Annotated in this window: 15 protein-coding genes; 9 read left to right on the plus strand and 6 right to left on the minus strand. The window is 47.0% G+C overall.

What is annotated here, in order from left to right; genetic code table 11:
- Nucleotides 1-58: 58 nt before the first annotated feature.
- Both AC0YOD_RS12320 and AC0YOD_RS12325 read right to left on the minus strand, forming a co-directional pair.
- Nucleotides 59-1,036, minus strand: a complete 978-nt coding sequence (locus tag AC0YOD_RS12320) for an aldo/keto reductase (RefSeq protein WP_475799594.1) — start codon at nucleotides 1,034-1,036, stop codon at nucleotides 59-61.
- A 50-nt stretch (nucleotides 1,037-1,086) separates the two neighbouring features.
- Nucleotides 1,087-1,539, minus strand: a complete 453-nt coding sequence (locus tag AC0YOD_RS12325) for a MarR family winged helix-turn-helix transcriptional regulator (RefSeq protein ID WP_475799595.1) — start codon at nucleotides 1,537-1,539, stop codon at nucleotides 1,087-1,089.
- Between the two features lie 168 nt (nucleotides 1,540-1,707).
- On the opposite strand from AC0YOD_RS12325, the gene AC0YOD_RS12330 reads away from it, so the two are divergent.
- The gene (locus tag AC0YOD_RS12330; protein WP_475799596.1) at nucleotides 1,708-1,944 is read left to right on the plus strand and encodes a DUF6953 family protein; all 237 of its coding nucleotides are present in this window, start codon (nucleotides 1,708-1,710) and stop codon (nucleotides 1,942-1,944) included.
- A gap of 182 nt (nucleotides 1,945-2,126) precedes the next feature.
- A complete protein-coding gene (locus tag AC0YOD_RS12335; protein WP_475799597.1) occupies nucleotides 2,127-2,498 on the plus strand; it encodes an IDEAL domain-containing protein in 372 nt (123 codons plus the stop codon).
- A 100-nt stretch (nucleotides 2,499-2,598) separates the two neighbouring features.
- On the opposite strand, the gene AC0YOD_RS12340 is transcribed toward AC0YOD_RS12335, so the two are convergent.
- The 3 genes from AC0YOD_RS12340 to AC0YOD_RS12350 are packed head-to-tail and all read right to left on the minus strand — an operon-like array spanning nucleotide 2,599 to nucleotide 5,834.
- Nucleotides 2,599-3,588 (minus strand): 2,3-diaminopropionate biosynthesis protein SbnB, encoded by a 990-nt coding sequence (locus tag AC0YOD_RS12340; protein ID WP_475799598.1) that lies wholly within the window; start codon nucleotides 3,586-3,588, stop codon nucleotides 2,599-2,601.
- A 13-nt stretch (nucleotides 3,589-3,601) separates the two neighbouring features.
- On the minus strand, nucleotides 3,602-4,543 hold the full coding sequence (gene sbnA / locus AC0YOD_RS12345) for a 2,3-diaminopropionate biosynthesis protein SbnA (RefSeq protein ID WP_475799599.1): 942 nt from the start codon (nucleotides 4,541-4,543) through the stop codon (nucleotides 3,602-3,604).
- 31 nt (nucleotides 4,544-4,574) lie between these two features.
- The gene (locus tag AC0YOD_RS12350; protein ID WP_475799600.1) at nucleotides 4,575-5,834 is read right to left on the minus strand and encodes a phenylacetate--CoA ligase family protein; all 1,260 of its coding nucleotides are present in this window, start codon (nucleotides 5,832-5,834) and stop codon (nucleotides 4,575-4,577) included.
- A 158-nt stretch (nucleotides 5,835-5,992) separates the two neighbouring features.
- Here AC0YOD_RS12350 and AC0YOD_RS12355 point away from each other — a divergent pair, with 158 nt between their 5' ends.
- Nucleotides 5,993-6,949 (plus strand): YheC/YheD family protein, encoded by a 957-nt coding sequence (locus tag AC0YOD_RS12355; RefSeq protein ID WP_475799601.1) that lies wholly within the window; start codon nucleotides 5,993-5,995, stop codon nucleotides 6,947-6,949.
- Between the two features lie 104 nt (nucleotides 6,950-7,053).
- Here AC0YOD_RS12355 and AC0YOD_RS12360 read toward each other — a convergent pair whose 3' ends face one another.
- Nucleotides 7,054-8,724 (minus strand): PucR family transcriptional regulator, encoded by a 1,671-nt coding sequence (locus tag AC0YOD_RS12360; protein WP_475799602.1) that lies wholly within the window; start codon nucleotides 8,722-8,724, stop codon nucleotides 7,054-7,056.
- A gap of 219 nt (nucleotides 8,725-8,943) precedes the next feature.
- Between AC0YOD_RS12360 and AC0YOD_RS12365 the strand changes: the two genes are divergently transcribed.
- The 6 genes from AC0YOD_RS12365 (at nucleotide 8,944) to AC0YOD_RS12390 (ending at nucleotide 16,873) form a co-directional block, all read left to right on the plus strand.
- Nucleotides 8,944-9,705 (plus strand): ABC transporter ATP-binding protein, encoded by a 762-nt coding sequence (locus AC0YOD_RS12365; protein WP_475799603.1) that lies wholly within the window; start codon nucleotides 8,944-8,946, stop codon nucleotides 9,703-9,705.
- Nucleotides 9,705-10,601, plus strand: coding sequence for an ABC transporter permease (locus AC0YOD_RS12370; protein ID WP_475799604.1), 897 nt, complete (start codon nucleotides 9,705-9,707; stop codon nucleotides 10,599-10,601). The genes AC0YOD_RS12365 and AC0YOD_RS12370 overlap by 1 nt, the downstream gene beginning before the upstream one ends.
- Nucleotides 10,602-10,691: 90 nt before the next feature.
- On the plus strand, nucleotides 10,692-11,786 hold the full coding sequence (locus AC0YOD_RS12375; RefSeq protein ID WP_475799605.1) for an ABC transporter substrate-binding protein: 1,095 nt from the start codon (nucleotides 10,692-10,694) through the stop codon (nucleotides 11,784-11,786).
- A 1,176-nt stretch (nucleotides 11,787-12,962) separates the two neighbouring features.
- On the plus strand, nucleotides 12,963-14,333 hold the full coding sequence (locus tag AC0YOD_RS12380; RefSeq protein WP_475799606.1) for an allantoinase: 1,371 nt from the start codon (nucleotides 12,963-12,965) through the stop codon (nucleotides 14,331-14,333).
- A 30-nt stretch (nucleotides 14,334-14,363) separates the two neighbouring features.
- Nucleotides 14,364-15,644 carry an allantoate deiminase gene (gene allC, locus AC0YOD_RS12385; RefSeq protein ID WP_475799607.1) on the plus strand — a complete coding sequence of 427 codons (1,281 nt, stop codon included), beginning with the start codon at nucleotides 14,364-14,366 and terminating at the stop codon, nucleotides 15,642-15,644.
- A 2-nt stretch (nucleotides 15,645-15,646) separates the two neighbouring features.
- Nucleotides 15,647-16,873, plus strand: a complete 1,227-nt coding sequence (locus tag AC0YOD_RS12390) for a pyridoxal-phosphate-dependent aminotransferase family protein (RefSeq protein WP_475799608.1) — start codon at nucleotides 15,647-15,649, stop codon at nucleotides 16,871-16,873.
- The last annotated feature ends 330 nt before the right edge of the window (nucleotides 16,874-17,203 follow it).

Genomic DNA, 17,203 nt, shown 5'->3' on the forward strand with positions numbered 1-17,203 from the left:
CTCATTTCAATTAATTTAGCATAATTAAATTGTACTCAATTTAAATGAGGGTGTCAATTTATTTCGATACTGATCGCGAAGCCTCGCTCAGCTCATTGATTTCATCTGTAGTCAGCTTGAAGCGCATAGCCTTCACATTTTGCTCAGCATGATGAGTCTTGGAAGCGCCGGGAATAGCAAAAACCGTTTCACCGTGTGCGTTAATGAGCCAGTTAAGCGCAACCTGAGTGGCTGTAGCATCATAACGAATAGCGATTTGCTCAAGCGCTTCAATGAGCGGTTTTGAACGGCTTAGCCCTTGCGAACGAAATGGCGAGCTCCATTTGCGCGGACCGCTGATTGCTTTCACTAATGCGGGGTTCTGATGGAACTTGCCGCTTAGTATACCTTGCTCAAGCGGTGAATAAGCAATAATAGCAGCACCTAGTTCTTGAGCGGTTTCCAAAATGCCATTTTCCTCAATGCGTCGATCGAGCAGATTATATTTCACTTGGTTGGAAGCAAGCCGAAGACCATGCTCACGCAATACCTTGTCTGCTTCACGCATTTGTTTGGCGGAGAAATTACTGACTCCGATATGCTGTATTTTGCCGGCTTCAACGAGCTTTGCCATCTCCGTCATCTCGCTTCTAACAGAGGAGAAGGAGTAGGGCTGATGCACTTGATGAAGGTTGATGGTTCGGCCCTCTAACAAACGAATTCGTTCGTCGATCGTGCTCCCTATACTGCTTGCTGTGCGGAAAATCGGCCACCACTTCGTAGCAATGATGACGGGATCATTTGGAGAAATCGTTTCTCGAAGTGCGCGGGCGAGCGCTTGCTCGGATTGTCCGTTGCCGTAAACCTCAGCTGTATCAAACCAGTTCATGCCGCCTTCATAGCTTGTTTTTACGATGTCATTGATGATTTGACCTTGCATGACAGGCCAGAATTTACCGACAAGACCTTTGCCGTTGCTAAATTGCCAGCAGCCAAGTCCAAGTGGGGATAGACGTAAATTTGTAGGACCAAAAGGGCGGTACAGAGACTCAGACATGGCCGATTTCCTCCTGATTCAATGAAAGGGCTAATTGATTTTATTCTTGCTTATTCTTTAGCGGAGCTTTGCTGCAATTTATGCAGCAATTCCTGCATCTGCTGAAGTACAAGGCCGGCATCTTCGGCATTCGCTCCAAGCTTGCAGGCTAATTGTTCGGGAATGCTGACTGCTTTTTCTCTTAATGCTCTGCCCTGCGGAGTTAATTCGACAATAACGCTCCGTTCGTCTTTGCGATCACGTGTACGCGTAATATGACCGGCTGCTTCCAGCTTTTTTAGAAGAGGGGTTAAGGTGCCGGAATCGAGATAAAGCTTATTGCCTAGCGCTGTTACAGTGACGCAATCCTGCTCCCACAAAGCGAGCATTGTTACATATTGCGTATAGGTTAAATCAATCTCCTCAAGCATCGGACGGTAAAGCTTCGTTATTTCGCGAGAGCAGGCGTAAATGGCAAAACATATTTGATTGTCTAGTTTAAGAATATCGATGTTAGTATCCATGTTGTCCTCCAGAGGAAGGTTATTTTATTTAGTGAAATTAAATTGTGATAAATACAATAGTAGAGGATATCCACATGCACTGTCAATGTGAAGCATAGGGAGATGGATTGTGACAAGTGATAAAGTATGCTATAGTTACAGCGTTTATTGGATGAAGGAGTGATGAGAATGACATATACCGCTGATGATGTAGCAGAGTGGATGCTGAATGAAGTGAAATCAGCAGGCATTTTGCATCAAAGCGCCGCTGTTGAGCATATTAAGAGCCACTTTGGTGAATCGTTTATTTACGTTAATGAGCAAGGAAATCAATCCATTGATAAAGAAGTGAAGAAAGCGTTCCGCAAGCTTCATAAAGGCAAGGCTGCATGGGAGAGAGACGGCTTCTTTTGGGGCTGGAGCTAGCTGGCAGTTGAAAAACTTGACAAAAATAACTGTAATTAATATACTTACAGTATGAGTATGGAAATTGTAAATAGGACGGCGCGCGAGAGTAATGGTGTTACGTCTACTTTTTTACATCAAATGTATTCGAAAATGTTACAGTTTTGCATGCTTTCTTATTATAGGGATAGGTGGTGCAGAGAATGAAATTCAACATTAGTGATTGGGTAAGAAGCAACACCAAAAATGGTGAGCTTATAAGCGGTTTTATCGAGAAAACGGATATCCTTCACGGTATCGTAACTGTGCATGTGGTGGAATCCGATAACGAGAAAATTGTAGGGAAAAACATTGTTGTACGCCAGCAATGGATGAAGCTCATTCCAGATATCCCATCAGCAGACATTGCTCTTATTCAAAATCAAATAGATTTGGCGCTTGCGACAAGAGATGAAGCATGGTTTATGGAGCTGACCAACAGACTGAAGTCTGTTGAGATGGAAGAGAGCAATTTGAACAATTCTTCCGATGACTATCGCAACCAGAATAACCGTTTAGGGCCAGTGGGTCGTTAAAATATGTCCCAAGCGGACGCCGAAAAAAAGACGTGCAAACGGATTACCGTTTTGTGCGTCTTTTTTGTATTTGAAGGAAGCTGCAGAAACGCTTTTGCCTTTATTTAACCGCAATACCGATACCAAGCTTCTCCGCACGCTGAACCAAATAATGCGCAACGGTCAAATCGAAGACAGCCATTCCCATCGGGCAAAATAACACGGGCTCATCGGCCTTGAAGTCACGGAACGCGTAGCGGCAAACGATATCTCCTAATGAGCGAGTGTCTTGCTTCTGTAAGCCGCATTGGCGGTGAAGAAGCTCAATGTCCGTATTTTCGCGGCATACCTCATCCCAATCATCGACTACAATGGCTCGAACCCCGCTTATGGCATCGGGAGTGTAATCTCTTAAAGACACATCAAGCAGAAGGCTTCCAGCTAACGGAGGGATATTAATATATCGCTGGCTGCTCACTGTACACGTAATGACGAGGTCACATTCGCTGTATAGCTCTTGCCAACTGTTAGAGAATATCGTGAGATTACGAACTTCACTGTTCACCTCTGACAAATCGGGACTATCCAGCTCCGGCTCGCGAATATCGAATATGCGAACAGCTTCAAGATGCTCGCCAAACAGCCTGGCACACATGTCGTAATGCAGCCTTCCTACTGGACCAAAGCCGATGATCCCCAGACGGAATGGCTTCCTTGCTCTATGAGTATTGAGATAATGACGAATGACGAGACCGCTGACAGCTGCCGTACGGGCAGCACTTGGCAATGGCGTGTTCAGCATGGCATAGGGAATACCGGTGTCCGCGTTATTTAAAAGTGTAATGCTATGAGCTCGCGGCAAACCGGCATCTAAATTGCCGGGAAAGCTGGCGATCCATTTCAGTCCTGCTGTCTGAACAGCACCTCCGACGTAGGCGGGCATCGCAATGATGCGGTTGAGTGGATTTTTGTAACGTAAATAAGGCTTCAATGGCTGCGCGAAATCACCGGAGTCGATAATCCGCACCGCGGCCTCTACGCTGTCGACAAGCTCTTCCCAGTTCAGCCCGATTCTGCGAATATGTTCATCACCGAGGTATAGCACAGACATGATCCTCTCCCTGTTAAAGAATAGTCCCGAACTGTTCCTCCACCCATATATCGTTAAACACCGTATCCATATACCGCTCGCCTCGATCATGCAAAATGACAACGCATACTGACTCATCCGGCAGCACGTTCTCCATGGATTTTAAGGCGGCAATCACGGCGCCCGATGAAGGGCCTGCAAGAATAGACTCCTGTGACACAAGCATACGACTGCCAGCAACCATATCCCGATCTGTTACATTAATGGCATAATCCATAAATCTGGTTTGACCAAAAGGAGGTACAATGCCTGTTCCGAGGCCGGGAAAGCGACGGCTGCCCTTGGCTCCTCCGAATATAACGCTGCCTTCGGCATCGACAGCAACGATTTTGGTAGTCAGCTCATGATCACGCGCATATCTGGCGCAGCCAAGCATCGTACCGCAAGTGCTAACCCCGCCGACTACGTAATCGACATGATGCAGCTCTTCGACTATTTCTCGCATCGTTCCATCGTAATGGGATAAGTAATTATTTTCATTCGCATATTGGTTTGGCCAAAAGCTATTCGGTATCCGCTCAAGCAGTTGCTGAACTCGGTTCAGCCTTGCCGGCAAAAACTCGCCAGTCTCTGGGTCTGCCTCTTCGACAAGCTCGATCCTAGCGCCGTATGCTTGAATAATGCGGATATTCTGCTGCGTTGTTTTCGGATCGACGATACTGATGAATGTCATGCCAAGATAAGAACAAATAGCAGCAAGGCTTATAGCCATATTGCCGGAACTAGATTCAATAATGACCGAGCCGGGTCCGATCTTCCCGCTGTCCCAGGCCTCATTAATGATGCGAACTGCGGAACGGTCCTTGGCGCTTCCATTGGGATTAAGCAATTCGAGCTTGGCGTATACTTGAATGCCTCGATCATTTGCGAACAATTTGGTTAGCTGTACAAGCGGCGTGTTCCCGATAATAGACAACCAATTTCTCCCCACAGACTCTGAACACCTCTCACGTATATAGTTTTTTTGATTTCACCGCCCCACGCTTTAAAGTCTCGTTTTCCTCTGCGCGAGTTACCTCAAAGCCAGCCAGCATTTTATTTTGAATCATTTGTCCAATCTCTCCTATCTTATGCTCTACTGCATGCTGGATATGAACAAGCATCGCTTCATTTAAGGATTGACTTCGAATGTGTATGGATAATTTATTCTCGCGCAGATGTACGCGAAGCTCTGCATCAGGAAGGAATTCATTTACGACGCTTTCTATATCATAGAGGCTAATTTTTTCCCCATGCTTGAGGTCAGTGCCGATGCGCCTCGAAATGCAGCGAAAGGATTGCCTTAGTTGTCCGTCAATCATGATGGTCTCAAAATCTCTCACGACATCATAGGTGACGTAACGAATAGCAGGAAACAATGTTCGCGCAAAAGAGGTGAGGACGAGGACGGCTTCATTATTAGGCAACGGGTCCAGACTGGGGTCTATCAGATGCGCCGGGATTGCTTCGGCATGAATGGTTTCATCGAGAACATACCTGCCTAGCTTGTGGGAGTAGGAGGCAATGGCGCCAATCTCAATCGAACCGTAGGTGTCCAAAATATCGTCTGTATGGATGCCAAATCGTTTCGCGATGTTAGCCTGCCATTGCAAGGGAGCAACTTCTCCAACAAGTATGATTCTGCGAATGCCGAATTGCTGAGGCTGCGGCGCTGCGGCAGCAATGGCATCCAAGATGGATGGCATGGTATAGAGAAGCTCTGGCTTGAATCTTGTTAGCCTAGCGATATGCTCCTCAATGGGGAGCGCGAAAGACAAGGAATCTGCTTCCAGACCTAATTGTTCGAAAATGGTTAGGGCTGTGCTTGCCGCATGCCCGGTACCCATGTCCGCCAAAGCTTTATGAATGGATGGTGTGAACCCTGCTGGGGCTCCCGATATGGGCAACCCTCCCTCAAGCCAATTTCGAAAGCATGCGGCTTTTCGGGCGATATAGCGTTCATCATCCGCCTCAGAGTAATAAATCGCCTTCCGAATGCCAGATGAAGTGCCGGAGGTTCTATATACAGATAACCCTGCTTCTGTTCTCGTCTCCTGCGTAAAATAAAATTGCTCCAATATTTCCGCTGTCATAAGCGGCAGTTCCGCTATTTTGGCCAGCTCAGTCGGAATATTGGTTACCCCGTGCTGCTTAAGCAATGCAGTATACCAGGGGTGAAATCGACAAATTTGATTTACTTGTCCCTGTAACGAGTTTGCTGTCATCATGCAAAGTAAGCCTCCTATTGGGCTAACATATCGTTTGTCTAGTTAGTTAAGCATATGTGGCTCTAGCTTGATGGTTCAATGTATGTGGCAGCGGCCTACATCCATTTTCAGAGAAGGATAATATGCTAGTAAGGTGAGAATGAGAGCGGAGGGATCGGATGAAGGCGAGGGAGGAACAGGGGAAGAAATTGCGTTTGAACGAGTGTAATAACAAGGTGTTGAAGCTGTCTGCTCATGAGTGTAAATGCGAGATGCTGGAGATAAGCGCTGGCAAGGGCATGGTTCACAGGCGGCGCTCGAAATCGAAAAGCCGCAGTCATTTTTCAAAAGGAAAATGGGCCAAAACGGTTGTTCTGTTGGCAGACCCTAATCTGCGGGGGTATATTCCTGAAACACATCTATTGAAGAAAAACAGTCTGAAAAAAATGTTGAAAATGTACAAAATGGTATACGTTAAGCCGACGAATGGATCGATTGGTCGCGGGGTAATGCGAGTGGAGGAAACCGAAGTGAAGGGGGCGAAAGGCCCTAAATATAAGTATATGTATCAGATTGGGCAGAAAAAGTCGACCTACTCGACGTATGATGCGGCTTATCGATCTATTCTAAAGGATACAAACGGAAAGGTTTATATTATACAAAAAGGCATTCATCTTTTGAAGCATAAGGGACGGAGGTTTGACATTCGGCTCGTCGTGCAAAGAGCTCCGCACGGTGGGTGGGAAGCAACGGGTACAGTGGGGAGAGCCGCGCATCCTCGCAAAATCGTTACGAACGGCAGCCAAGGCGGGACCATTTATCCTACAGCGCTTTTGCTTAAGCGCTACACATCATCTACGAGGAGAAAGGCTTTATTGGACGAGATGAATCGGATTGGAGTGAGGGTGGCTAAACGGTTTCAACATGCCTATCCTGGTATTTTGGAAATTGGCTTAGACATTGCGATGGATCGTAAGCTGAAGCCATGGATTCTAGAGGTGAATACCATTCCAGATCCATGTCCTTTTGCGCTTCTTCAAGACCCATCCATGCTCCGTAAAATCATCCGCTACGGGAAAGCCTACGGCAAGACGTATCGACTGGTTTGCAAGAAGGCAAAGCGTGGAGTTGTCTGATTAGCGAGAGTACAAATATGCAAAAATTGAATCCGACTTGAAGGCTTTTTCTTTTGGGAAAGTATAATGAGGTTATATTATTTATACGTTAAGAACTAGTGGAGTCAGTCGGAGAAGACGAGTGACTCCATGGAGAAAGCGGTGCGGAAGCGCAGACTCTCGATGGGGTCGCGGAGGTCGCGTCCAGTGAGTCTGGCACATTTTTCGAGTCGATAGGTGACGGTGTTGCGGTGGACGAATAGCTGCTTAGCCGTCTCTGCAAGTTGGCAATGTGTATCGTAGAAGGTGCTGAGCGTTTTGAGTAAATCACTCCGTTCCTTCCCTTCCACATGCAATAGGTCCATGAATGTCTCCTCGTAATACTCCCTGAGTTCCTCCTTCGGAATCATCCTCAGCAGATTATTAAAGTTTTTGGCGCGAAAAGGCTGGACGAACCCCTTCTTGCGGGCATCATAGCCTACTTGGAGTGCTTCAATGGCTTCTTTGTAAGAAACGGGTATGTCAGGCAGCTGCGATACGGGATTGCCAATGCCGATTGAAATGGGAATGCCATGTGTTTCGCTTAGACTGCTCACCATGCGCTTCAATTGCTCTACAAACTTACTTTCTTTGCCTTCCACCACATCCTTATTGCCGCGAAGGGCGATGAGAAAACAGAAATATTCTGTCTTGGTAAAAAGGACAAAGCGCAGATCCAGCTTGGAAAATTCACTTTTCAACACATTGTAATGGCGATCCCGCTCGGATATAAAGCGTCCATCGGACTCCATTGCGCTTGAGGAGCGCAGCATATCAAAGGATGTATCCCGTTTGGCGACTATGCAGACATAGGCAGGATGATTGACTAAATCATAGTTTTTGCTGCGGTGTGTGAGCTCCTGCTCTGATGTGATAAGACCATCGACAAAGTCAGAGAAAAACTCATTTTTGTAACGGCGTGATCGTTCCTTCACAGCCTGCTTCTTCATTAGCTCTAATCCGATGACGTTGGCAGCCTGCTCCATCGCATGCTTCGTTAAGCTAGTTAACTGATTGCTGATCTGGTTGCTAAGCGCAATTAAGAAGCCTTCCAATTGAAAGGTAGCAATGGGATGCAGCTCAGCTGTTGAATAGGGCAAAGCAGCCTGCTGATCCAGAGAAAGCGGCAGTGTAAGGGGGATTGTAGGCGTGAGAGCAGATAGTTGCGGTCCAAGCTGTGCGAGCATGCCATCATACATCTTATCCGTCAAACTGCTGGAATGAAAGAGGAGATCCAAGTGCTGATTCATCAGTAGAACCGGCGAGTCAATGAGCTGTGCCAGCGCTTCGATGACATCCTGCGTGCTTTTTCCGTGCATAATCATTTGTGAAAACTGCTTATGTGTAGACAGGGCGTAATGCAGCTCATCTGTTCGCTTCTCCAAGATATGGCTTAAGGAGTGGTTGGAGATGTCTCCAAGCGATTGCTCCAAGGATAGCTCAATAATGGGAAATTGCAGCTCTTCTGCGCGCTCCAGCACATCCGCGGGAACCTCATGAATGAAACGTTTTGTCTTGATGGCCAAGCCTGCGCAGCCAACGCTTGCCATACTGGTGACAAGAGAAAGGAGAGCGCCTGGCTGATCCTTCATAGCGTAACAGGTTGTGAGCAAGAGCTCTTGCGGTTTTAAATATTGAATAATATCGGGAGCGTCCATGATATTGACGGATTGGACGCTATTTGTCATGCCGTCTCGTCCGGCAAGAATTTTGGCATTTTTATAAACGGGAAGAGATATGAGCTCGTGGAGCAGCATAACAGCATCATCCTCATTTTTAATGTTAGTTAATATAACATATTTATATCACCTTTATCGGGACCTGTAAATACCAAATTGTTCAGTCTATTCAATGATTGCGGGCTAATTTTAGTTAATGCGCACAATGACAACGGTTTAGAATCCGACTATGATGAGGATATACACCGCCGATACATGTTATATAAGTTAACAAACAAATGAATTGGGGCTGGTAAAATGAAGTTAGAAGTAAATCAAGTCGGAAAAAGCTTTGGAAGCAGAACTATTTTGAAAAATGTAGATCTTACGGTGCATTCACACGAGTTTATTTGCATATTAGGCCATAGCGGATGCGGCAAATCGACGCTCTTAAATATGATTGCGGGTTACCTCTTACCCGACAGCGGTGAAATAACGGTGGATGGGGAGCCCATTAAAGGCCCTTCGAAGTCACGGGGAATGGTGTTTCAGGATCATGCGTTATTTCCTTGGATGACCATCCTTGAGAACATCTCATTCGGACCTGAGGTACAGAAGATGCCGAAGGCGAAAGCGAAAGAGACGGCGATGGCGTTTCTAAAGCTGGTTGGTCTCGAATCCTATGCTTCACATTATCCCGGTGAGTTATCAGGCGGAATGAAGCAGCGGGTTGGAATCGCAAGAGCGCTTGCGAGTCAGCCGGATATTTTGCTAATGGATGAACCATTTGGTGCGTTAGATGTGCTGACACGGGAAACGATGCGAGTGGAGCTCCAGAAGATTTGCAGTCAGCTGAAGCCGACGATTCTGTTTGTAACGCACAGTATCAGTGAAGCCGTCTATTTGGCGGACCGTGTCGTTGTGATGAAGCATGGGGAGATTGCTGAGATTTTCGAGGTAGGCATAAAGCATCCGCGAGCTTCTCATTCTTCAGGATTTGGTGAAATGATGAGCAGGATCGAGCGTGTTCTAATGGATGAAGAGCATCTAGAGCTGGCTCCGGCAAAGGTGGGGTCGTAATGAGTCGGGCGAATTGGTCAACGGTTAAGGATGCAGGGGGGCAGACACTTGCAGGAGCTGCTGTTCCGATTGCTGCGAATAAGAGAGTGGTGAAACGAGCTTCTGCGATTAGTCTATTTTTTCAAAAATATAACGTGCTCCCATCACTTCTGTTCTTTGTACTTTGGGAGCTGTTCTCTAGAGTGAATGAAAGTGCGAGGTTCTTTAATCCAAACTTTCTGCCGGCACCTACCGTGCTGCTTAAGGAAGGCTGGGAGCTCGCGAAGACGGGTATCATCGCCGAAAGTATTCTCTCCAGTACGATTCGTATATTGCTTGGGTTTGTCATAGGCAGTGCAGTGGCGGTTGGGCTAGGCGTTGTAATGAGCAAATTCAAGGCGGTTGAGCGTTGGTTTTCGCCAATTCTCAATCTAGTAGGACCGATTCCGGCGCTAGCGCTGCTGCCTTTGTTCATTATCTGGTTTGGCATTGGAGAATTTCCGAAGGTGCTGCTTATTGCTTGGACAACATTTATTCCCGTATTGGTATACACGCTCGATGGTTTCAAGTCTGTGCCTTCAACTTTGATTCGATCCTCGCTTAGTCTCGGAGCGACGGAACGGCAGGTTTTTACGAGAGTGATGCTGCCGTCTGCTATTCCGAACTTTCTCGTAGGAGCGCAAGTGAGCTTGGGACTTTCGTTCTCGGCACTCATTGTCTCTGAGATGATGGGCGCCAAGTCAGGGCTCGGCTATATCATCGTAGACGCTAGAAACTATTTTAAAATTACGAATATGTTCGTTGCCATCATTTTGATTGGCTTAGAATACAGCTTGCTATCTTATTTATTGAAGCTGGTGGAGAAGAGGGTTATGGTTTGGCGCAAAGGCGGACTTCGGGATGCCATCGAAAAGTAGCGAGTGCTGCATAGTAGTTGGCAGGTTGGGGCGGTCAGACATCAAGAGTATAGAGGGGTAGAAATAGATAAAAAAGTGGAGGGAATTCCTATGAAAAGATCGGGAAAATGGTTCAAAGCTTCAATGGTTTTGATGTCGTTCACATTTGTGCTTGCAGCTTGTGGAGGTAATAATAATGCGCCAGCTTCTGGCGGCAATGCTTCGACGAATACACCTGCTAATACGGAGGCGTCAACGAAGCTGGAGAAGGTTGATCTTACGCTAGTGGGTGTCCGTGACGCTCAAATTTCCTCCCAACAAATCATTGCCGATAAGCTCGGCTATTTCAAAGAAGAAGGATTGAACGTAACGAGCCAGCTCATTGAGAGCGGCCCTGATATCGGACCAATGGTTGCCGGCGGCAGCGCGCCTGTGAGCATTCAAACGAATTTCATGGATATTATACTTAAATCGACAGATATTCCGGTTAAAATCATAGCGCCATTAGCGCAAATTGCAGGTACACAAGCGGTTGTCGGTGCGAAAGGGCTTGAGCTGAAAAGCGCGAAGGATCTCGAAGGGAAAACAATCGGCATTCCAAGCGGAGCTGACGTAATGATAGCCATAAACAACATGGCAAAAGAGCTTGGTGTAGACGCCAGCAAAATTAAATATGTAAATCTTGCGCCGAGTGACGCTGTCGTTGCGTTGGAGAAGGGTGATATTGACGCACTGGCCGCATGGGAGCCGTTCATAACGAAAGCCATTCAAGGCGGCGGCAAATTCCTATTCAGCGGTACGAAAAGCGAGCTGCCGGATAAGCAAGGCGATGTGAACTGGATGAGTGTGCATACGACCATTCAAGTGTCGGATGACTTTATTAAGAAAAATCCGAATATGCTGAAAGCAGTGCTCCGTGCTCTGAAGAAAGCAACGGATTATATCAATGATAACCGCAAGGAAGCGATCAAAATACTGGCTCCTGAGCTGCACCTCGGCGAAGAAGAGCTTACACAAATTATGACCCGCAATGTCTACTCTATGGAAGTGAGCGACACCTATGTGAATGGAAGCAACGGACCGGCAGTTGGTGAATATCTGAAGTCAGTGGGCAACATCAAATCCGTTCCTGCACCAAATACGTACCACGACCTGAGCCTTCTGAAAGAGGTCGATGCTAGTCTAGTCTCGGTGGAGCTGAAGTAGGTAGAGTTGAGATTAAGTTGAGTTGATGCGCTGTGACAATGAATATACTGTGATAAAAAATGCACCACGACAATTAAACAGGCCGCTGACCTCCCAGTCGCGGCTGGTTTAATAGAGGTTAGTTGATAGTTATGATGCAGACGAGTAAAGTTGCTCGCTGTCTCGTTTGACTAACTTGTTGGTGATTAGTAGTGGGATTATTTCACTAAATTATGTGAGGCTGCTCGCTGTCTCGATTAACTAGCTTGTAACTAGCAGTGAGGATAGCTCGCTAGATAATGAGAGGAAACTCACTCTTTTCGATGGTTAAGTGGGTGTTCCAGTGATTAGTGAGTCTAAGTTCATTACCCGTGAGGCTAGCCTCATGGCGAATGAGTTTAGGCTCATTGTTCAATAAGTTTGTTGAGCTTAAGATACGCTATGCCTATTAGAGTGGCAATGGCGAATCAAGAGACAATATGACTACTAACTGGCTGGTGATTAATAGTGAGGAAAATTCACTAGATAATGAGGGGAAACTCACTCCTTTCGATGGTTAAGTGGATGTTCCAGTGATTAGTGAGTCTAAGCTCATTACCCGTGAGGCTAGCCTCATAGCGAATGAGTTTAGGCTCATTGTTCAATAAGTTTGTTGAGCAGACAAGGAATGCTAGTGAAGCTGACTTCACTATTTGTGAAGTTAGCTCATAAAAATGTTACTTATTGATGAGTGAAACAAAGCATGTGGCTACTGAAGCGACAAAGGCGTATTAAGTTACGATGGATCACTAGAGTGACTAAGGCGAATCAAGGGACGATAACCTACAGAAGTGACAGAGGCGAATCAAGAGACGATATGCCTGTTAGAGTGACAAAGGCGAATCAAATGACAATATGCCCACTAAAGTGACAAAGGCGAATCAAATGACAATATGCCCACTAAAGTGACAAAGGCGAATCAAGAGACGATACGCCCCTAAAGTGACAAAGACGAATCAAGAGACGATATGCCCGCTAAAGTGACACTAATGAATCAAATGAAGATAGCCTACTAGAGTAACTACTGTTAACCAAAGTGGCTGAAGCGGCCACGATTATGATTTTAGCTCGTCTACGTAAAGGAGTGCGAAAGCCTTAGTTAGTTGAATAACCAATTTTAGAGTGATGCGGCATTTTGGGAGAGATGGGGGAAATTCGATGGTGGATCATGCAAAACTGGATTTAATCATTCAAAGTGGCAATGTCGTGTTAAAGGATGAGGTAAGGATACTTGATATTGGCATTAAGGCGGGAAAGATTGTGCAGATTGAAGAATCGCTAAATGCTGCGGGTGCTGAGAGGGTAGTGGATGCATCGGGCCTAACAGTTATGGCGGGTATGATCGATGTGCATGTACATCTTAATGAACCCGGACTTGGCGAGTGGGAGGGTTTCGAGAGTGGTTCTGCCGCGCTTGCCGCCGGCGGCTGCACAACTTATGTGGATATGCCGCTCAACGGCATTCCTCCCACTGTTACGGTTAACGCTATGGAATTGAAGCTCGCTGCGGCAAAGGAAAAATCACATGTTGATTACGCCATTTGGGGTGGACTCGTGCCTGGGAAGCTGCATGAACTTAAGCCATTGTCTGAAGCGGGAGTAGTGGGATTTAAAGCATTCATGTCATCGCCGGGTGATCCTAGTGAGGATGCTTTTCGCGAGGTGGATGATTACACACTGCTGGAAGGTATGAAAATTATCGCTGGCTTGAACAAGGTGCTTGCCCTGCATGCAGAAAGCGAGCCTATTGTATCCATACTTGGTCAAGCGATGCGGGCGGAGGGACGTCATACCGCTGCGGATTATGTAGCGTCTAGACCTGTTATTGCAGAGCTTGAAGCGATAAACCGTGCGTTGTTTTTCGCTGAGAAAACAGGCTGTGCCCTGCATTTTGTCCACATTAGCAGTGAAGCTGGCGTGCTGGCAATTACAGAGGCGCGGAAGCGAGGCATGAATGTGACGGTGGAGACATGTCCGCATTATTTAACCCTATCAGCCGAGGATATGACTCATAAAGGAGCGGTCGCAAAGTGCTCTCCGCCAATGCGTGAAGAAGGGGAAAGGGAAAAGCTGTGGAAGAGAGTCGCTGAAGGGATGATTGATATCATTTCGTCCGATCACTCACCTTGTCCGGCTTCATTAAAGGAGGCGGATGATTTCTTCGACGCATGGGGCGGTATAGCTGGGGCGCAAAGCTCATTGGAGCTTATAGTGGGTGAAGGACATGTGAAGCGTGGTATTCCGCTAACGTTATTGAGTCGTATTTTATCTGGCGGACCTGCCGAACGATTTGGTATGCAAGAAAAGAAAGGCGAAATTCGATTAGGAGCAGATGCCGATTTGGTTCTTATCGATTTGAATAAACCTTATATTTTAGAGACTAGTCATCTCTATCAGAAGCATAAGCATAGTCCTTATATTGGAGAGACATTGCATTGCAAAATAGCAGCTACCTATCTTGCTGGACAACAGATATACAGTGAAAAAGAGGGATTAAGTGAGCAAAAAAGCGGACAGTGGGTTCGTTAATAGAGCAACATCTAGAGAGGGGGAGCAGCAATGGGGAGAAGTGTTCGGACGCATCCGCAGGAGAAAGAGCTGCTGCTCAACTATTTTGAGACAGAGGTTATGCAGCTGTTGGATTGGCTCGCTTCATTCAGCTTGGATGAAGAAGGCGGTGTCACGCGGTTGCTGTACTCTGATGGCTGGCTGGAGACTCAGCATGCTTTAGCGGCTAAAATGGAGAATCAAGGTCTGGAAACGGCTTTTGATGAGGTAGGCAATTTATTTGGAAAATTACAAGGCGAGGATACGCGTGCGTCTTCTATTATAACGGGTTCTCATATCGATACGGTTGTACAGGGCGGGAAATATGATGGAGCTTACGGAATTGCGGCCGGCTTGCTCGCGCTTCGATATTTGCATCAACGATTCGGGAAGCCGAGGAGAACGCTTGAAGTCGTCTCGTTATGCGAAGAGGAGGGCAGTCGTTTTCCGATCGCTTATTGGGGCTCAGGCAGCATAGCTGGAAAACGGAGTTTTGAGCAAATTGTTTATTTACAGGATGCTCAGGAGGTTTTTTTTGGAGATGCAATGAGTCGTTGCGGCTTTGGTAAAGGTAGAGGACGGGAGAGTCAACGCACGGACATTGGTGCCTTTGTGGAGGTTCATATTGAACAAGGAGCTGTGCTGGAAACGGAGGGTATCGCTGTTGGTGTGGTCGATGCGATTGCGGGACAGCGAAGGATGAAATTTGAGGTTATCGGGGAGTCCAATCATGCGGGAACGACGCCGATGCATATGCGAAGAGATGCGCTTGAGGGTGCGAGTATGATGATTCTAGCGCTTCGACAAGAAGCCATTAGGTTGGGTGCTCCTCTAGTGGCGACAGTCGGGAATCTACAGGTACAGCCTAATGTTGCGAATGTCGTCCCAGGCAAAGTGTTATTTACGGTGGATGCACGCCATTCTGATGATGGAGCTCTTCAAAGCTTTTGTAATTGGATCAAGTCAGCGTTTGGTGCAATTGCAGAGGGAAGAGGATTAGCTGTTCATGGTACCGAATGGTTTCAGGAGAAACCCTCCCCGATGGATGATCGTCTCAAAACAATGATGGATGACGTATGTGATCACCTAACCGTATCCTCCAAAAGAATGGTGAGCGGAGCGGGGCATGACGCTCAAATGTTCGAGCATATTTGTCCGACAGCGATGCTGTTCGTTCCGAGCAGACGAGGCATTTCGCATTCACCGGAGGAATATACGAATCCAGGTGAGCTAGCGGTGGGCGTGCTTGTTTTGACGGAGCTGTTATATCGATTGGGGTATGAGGAGGAATGATGATGAAAGCATATAAGGACTTATCGCCATCACCAAGGACAATTATGACGCCGGGACCGGTAGAGGTTGATCCGCGTGTGCTGCGAGCCATGTCTTTTCCGATATTAGGTCAATTTGATCCTGAGTTTACTTCACTTATGAATGAAACCATGGGGATGTTGAGAGAGCTTTTCAAGACGGAGAATGAGTGGGCTTTTCCTGTAGACGGAACTTCGCGTGCCGGTATTGAAGCCGTTCTTGTTGGTCTTATTAAGCCAGGAGATAAGGTGCTTGTACCTATCTATGGTCGTTTTGGTCATCTGTTGACTGAAATTGCAGGACGGTGCGGCGCTGAGATTGTGAAGTTGGAGACGGAATGGGGAAGTGTTTTTGAGACGGAGGAAATCGTAAACGCCATCCGGGAGCATCAGCCGCAAATCGTTGCTATTGTGCATGGCGAGACTTCGACCGGTAGGATGCAGCCGCTTGTGGGTATTGGACAAGCGTGCAGGGAAGTTGATGCGTTATTTGTAGTCGATGCCGTTGCGACAATTGGCGGAATTGAAGTGGCGACAGATGAGTGGCTCATCGACGCGGTCATCGGCGGTACGCAGAAATGTCTCTCGGTCCCCGCTGGTATGGCGCCGATTACGTATAACAAACGAGCAGAAGCTAAGCTTCAGTCCCGCAAAAAAATCGAAAGAGGGCTGCTGCTCGCTGATGGGGAAGATGATCCATTGCTGCGTCCAATCCAGAGCAACTATTTGGATTTGAGCCAGCTTCAGGATTACTGGAGTCCGGCTCGGCTCAATCACCATACAGAAGCAACCTCTATGCTCTATGCGCTGCGCGAAGGTCTTCGCCTTGTCCTGGAGGAGGGGCTTGAAGCGAGATTTGCTAGGCACCGTGAGCATGAGGCGGCGCTCATAGCTGGAATAGACGCGATGGGCTTGAAGTTATATGGTGAACCCGCTTGTAAAATGAATGTTGTTACCTGTATCGAGATTCCATCCGGAGTAGATGGGGAATCGGTTAGAGCGATGCTGCTCGACCATTATGGCATCGAAATTGCCAGCTCCTTCGGTCCGCTGAAAGGTAAGATCTGGCGCATTGGTACAATGGGCTACAGCTGCAGCAAACGCAACGTGCTCCTAACCCTCGGCGCACTGGAAGCAGTGCTGCTTCGCCACGGCCACAAGCTGGAAGCGGGCAAAGGCTTACAGGCGGCTATGGATGTTTATGGAATGTAGTGGCTGATTGTTAGTTGTATCATGGTATCGGCGATAGTTTGTTATGGGTTTGGGAGTAACTTTAATAGCAGGTCTGCGTAATTTCGCAGACTTGTTTTTAGTGTGTTTTGGGGGAGATCGGGGTTTGTGGATGCGAAATAAGGTTGCTTCGTACCTAGTGGAGAAATATAGAGCTAGTAATTAGCTCTAAAGGCATGGAATTGGTTAGTTTGTAGAGAATAGAGCTAGTTTCTAGCTCTATTCGGTTGATAAACGCAAAATGATGCCACTTTGCGGCAATTATAGCGGAAATAGAGCTAGTATTTAGCTCTAAAGACATGGAATTGGTTA

Source organism: Paenibacillus sp. J31P13, from assembly GCF_056269295.1.

Coding starts and splice junctions, on each gene's coding strand:
- AC0YOD_RS12330 (WP_475799596.1), top strand. CDS start 1,708: ATGACATATACCGCTGATGATGTAGCAGAGTGGATGCTGAATGAAGTG.
- AC0YOD_RS12375 (WP_475799605.1), top strand. CDS start 10,692: ATGAAAAGATCGGGAAAATGGTTCAAAGCTTCAATGGTTTTGATGTCG.
- AC0YOD_RS12335 (WP_475799597.1), top strand. CDS start 2,127: ATGAAATTCAACATTAGTGATTGGGTAAGAAGCAACACCAAAAATGGT.
- AC0YOD_RS12350 (WP_475799600.1), bottom strand. CDS start 5,834: ATGATGACAGCAAACTCGTTACAGGGACAAGTAAATCAAATTTGTCGA.
- AC0YOD_RS12380 (WP_475799606.1), top strand. CDS start 12,963: ATGGTGGATCATGCAAAACTGGATTTAATCATTCAAAGTGGCAATGTC.
- AC0YOD_RS12370 (WP_475799604.1), top strand. CDS start 9,705: ATGAGTCGGGCGAATTGGTCAACGGTTAAGGATGCAGGGGGGCAGACA.
- AC0YOD_RS12390 (WP_475799608.1), top strand. CDS start 15,647: ATGAAAGCATATAAGGACTTATCGCCATCACCAAGGACAATTATGACG.
- AC0YOD_RS12325 (WP_475799595.1), bottom strand. CDS start 1,539: ATGGATACTAACATCGATATTCTTAAACTAGACAATCAAATATGTTTT.
- AC0YOD_RS12360 (WP_475799602.1), bottom strand. CDS start 8,724: ATGCTGCTCCACGAGCTCATATCTCTTCCCGTTTATAAAAATGCCAAA.
- allC (WP_475799607.1), top strand. CDS start 14,364: ATGGGGAGAAGTGTTCGGACGCATCCGCAGGAGAAAGAGCTGCTGCTC.
- AC0YOD_RS12340 (WP_475799598.1), bottom strand. CDS start 3,588: ATGTCTGTGCTATACCTCGGTGATGAACATATTCGCAGAATCGGGCTG.
- AC0YOD_RS12320 (WP_475799594.1), bottom strand. CDS start 1,036: ATGTCTGAGTCTCTGTACCGCCCTTTTGGTCCTACAAATTTACGTCTA.
- AC0YOD_RS12355 (WP_475799601.1), top strand. CDS start 5,993: ATGAAGGCGAGGGAGGAACAGGGGAAGAAATTGCGTTTGAACGAGTGT.
- AC0YOD_RS12365 (WP_475799603.1), top strand. CDS start 8,944: ATGAAGTTAGAAGTAAATCAAGTCGGAAAAAGCTTTGGAAGCAGAACT.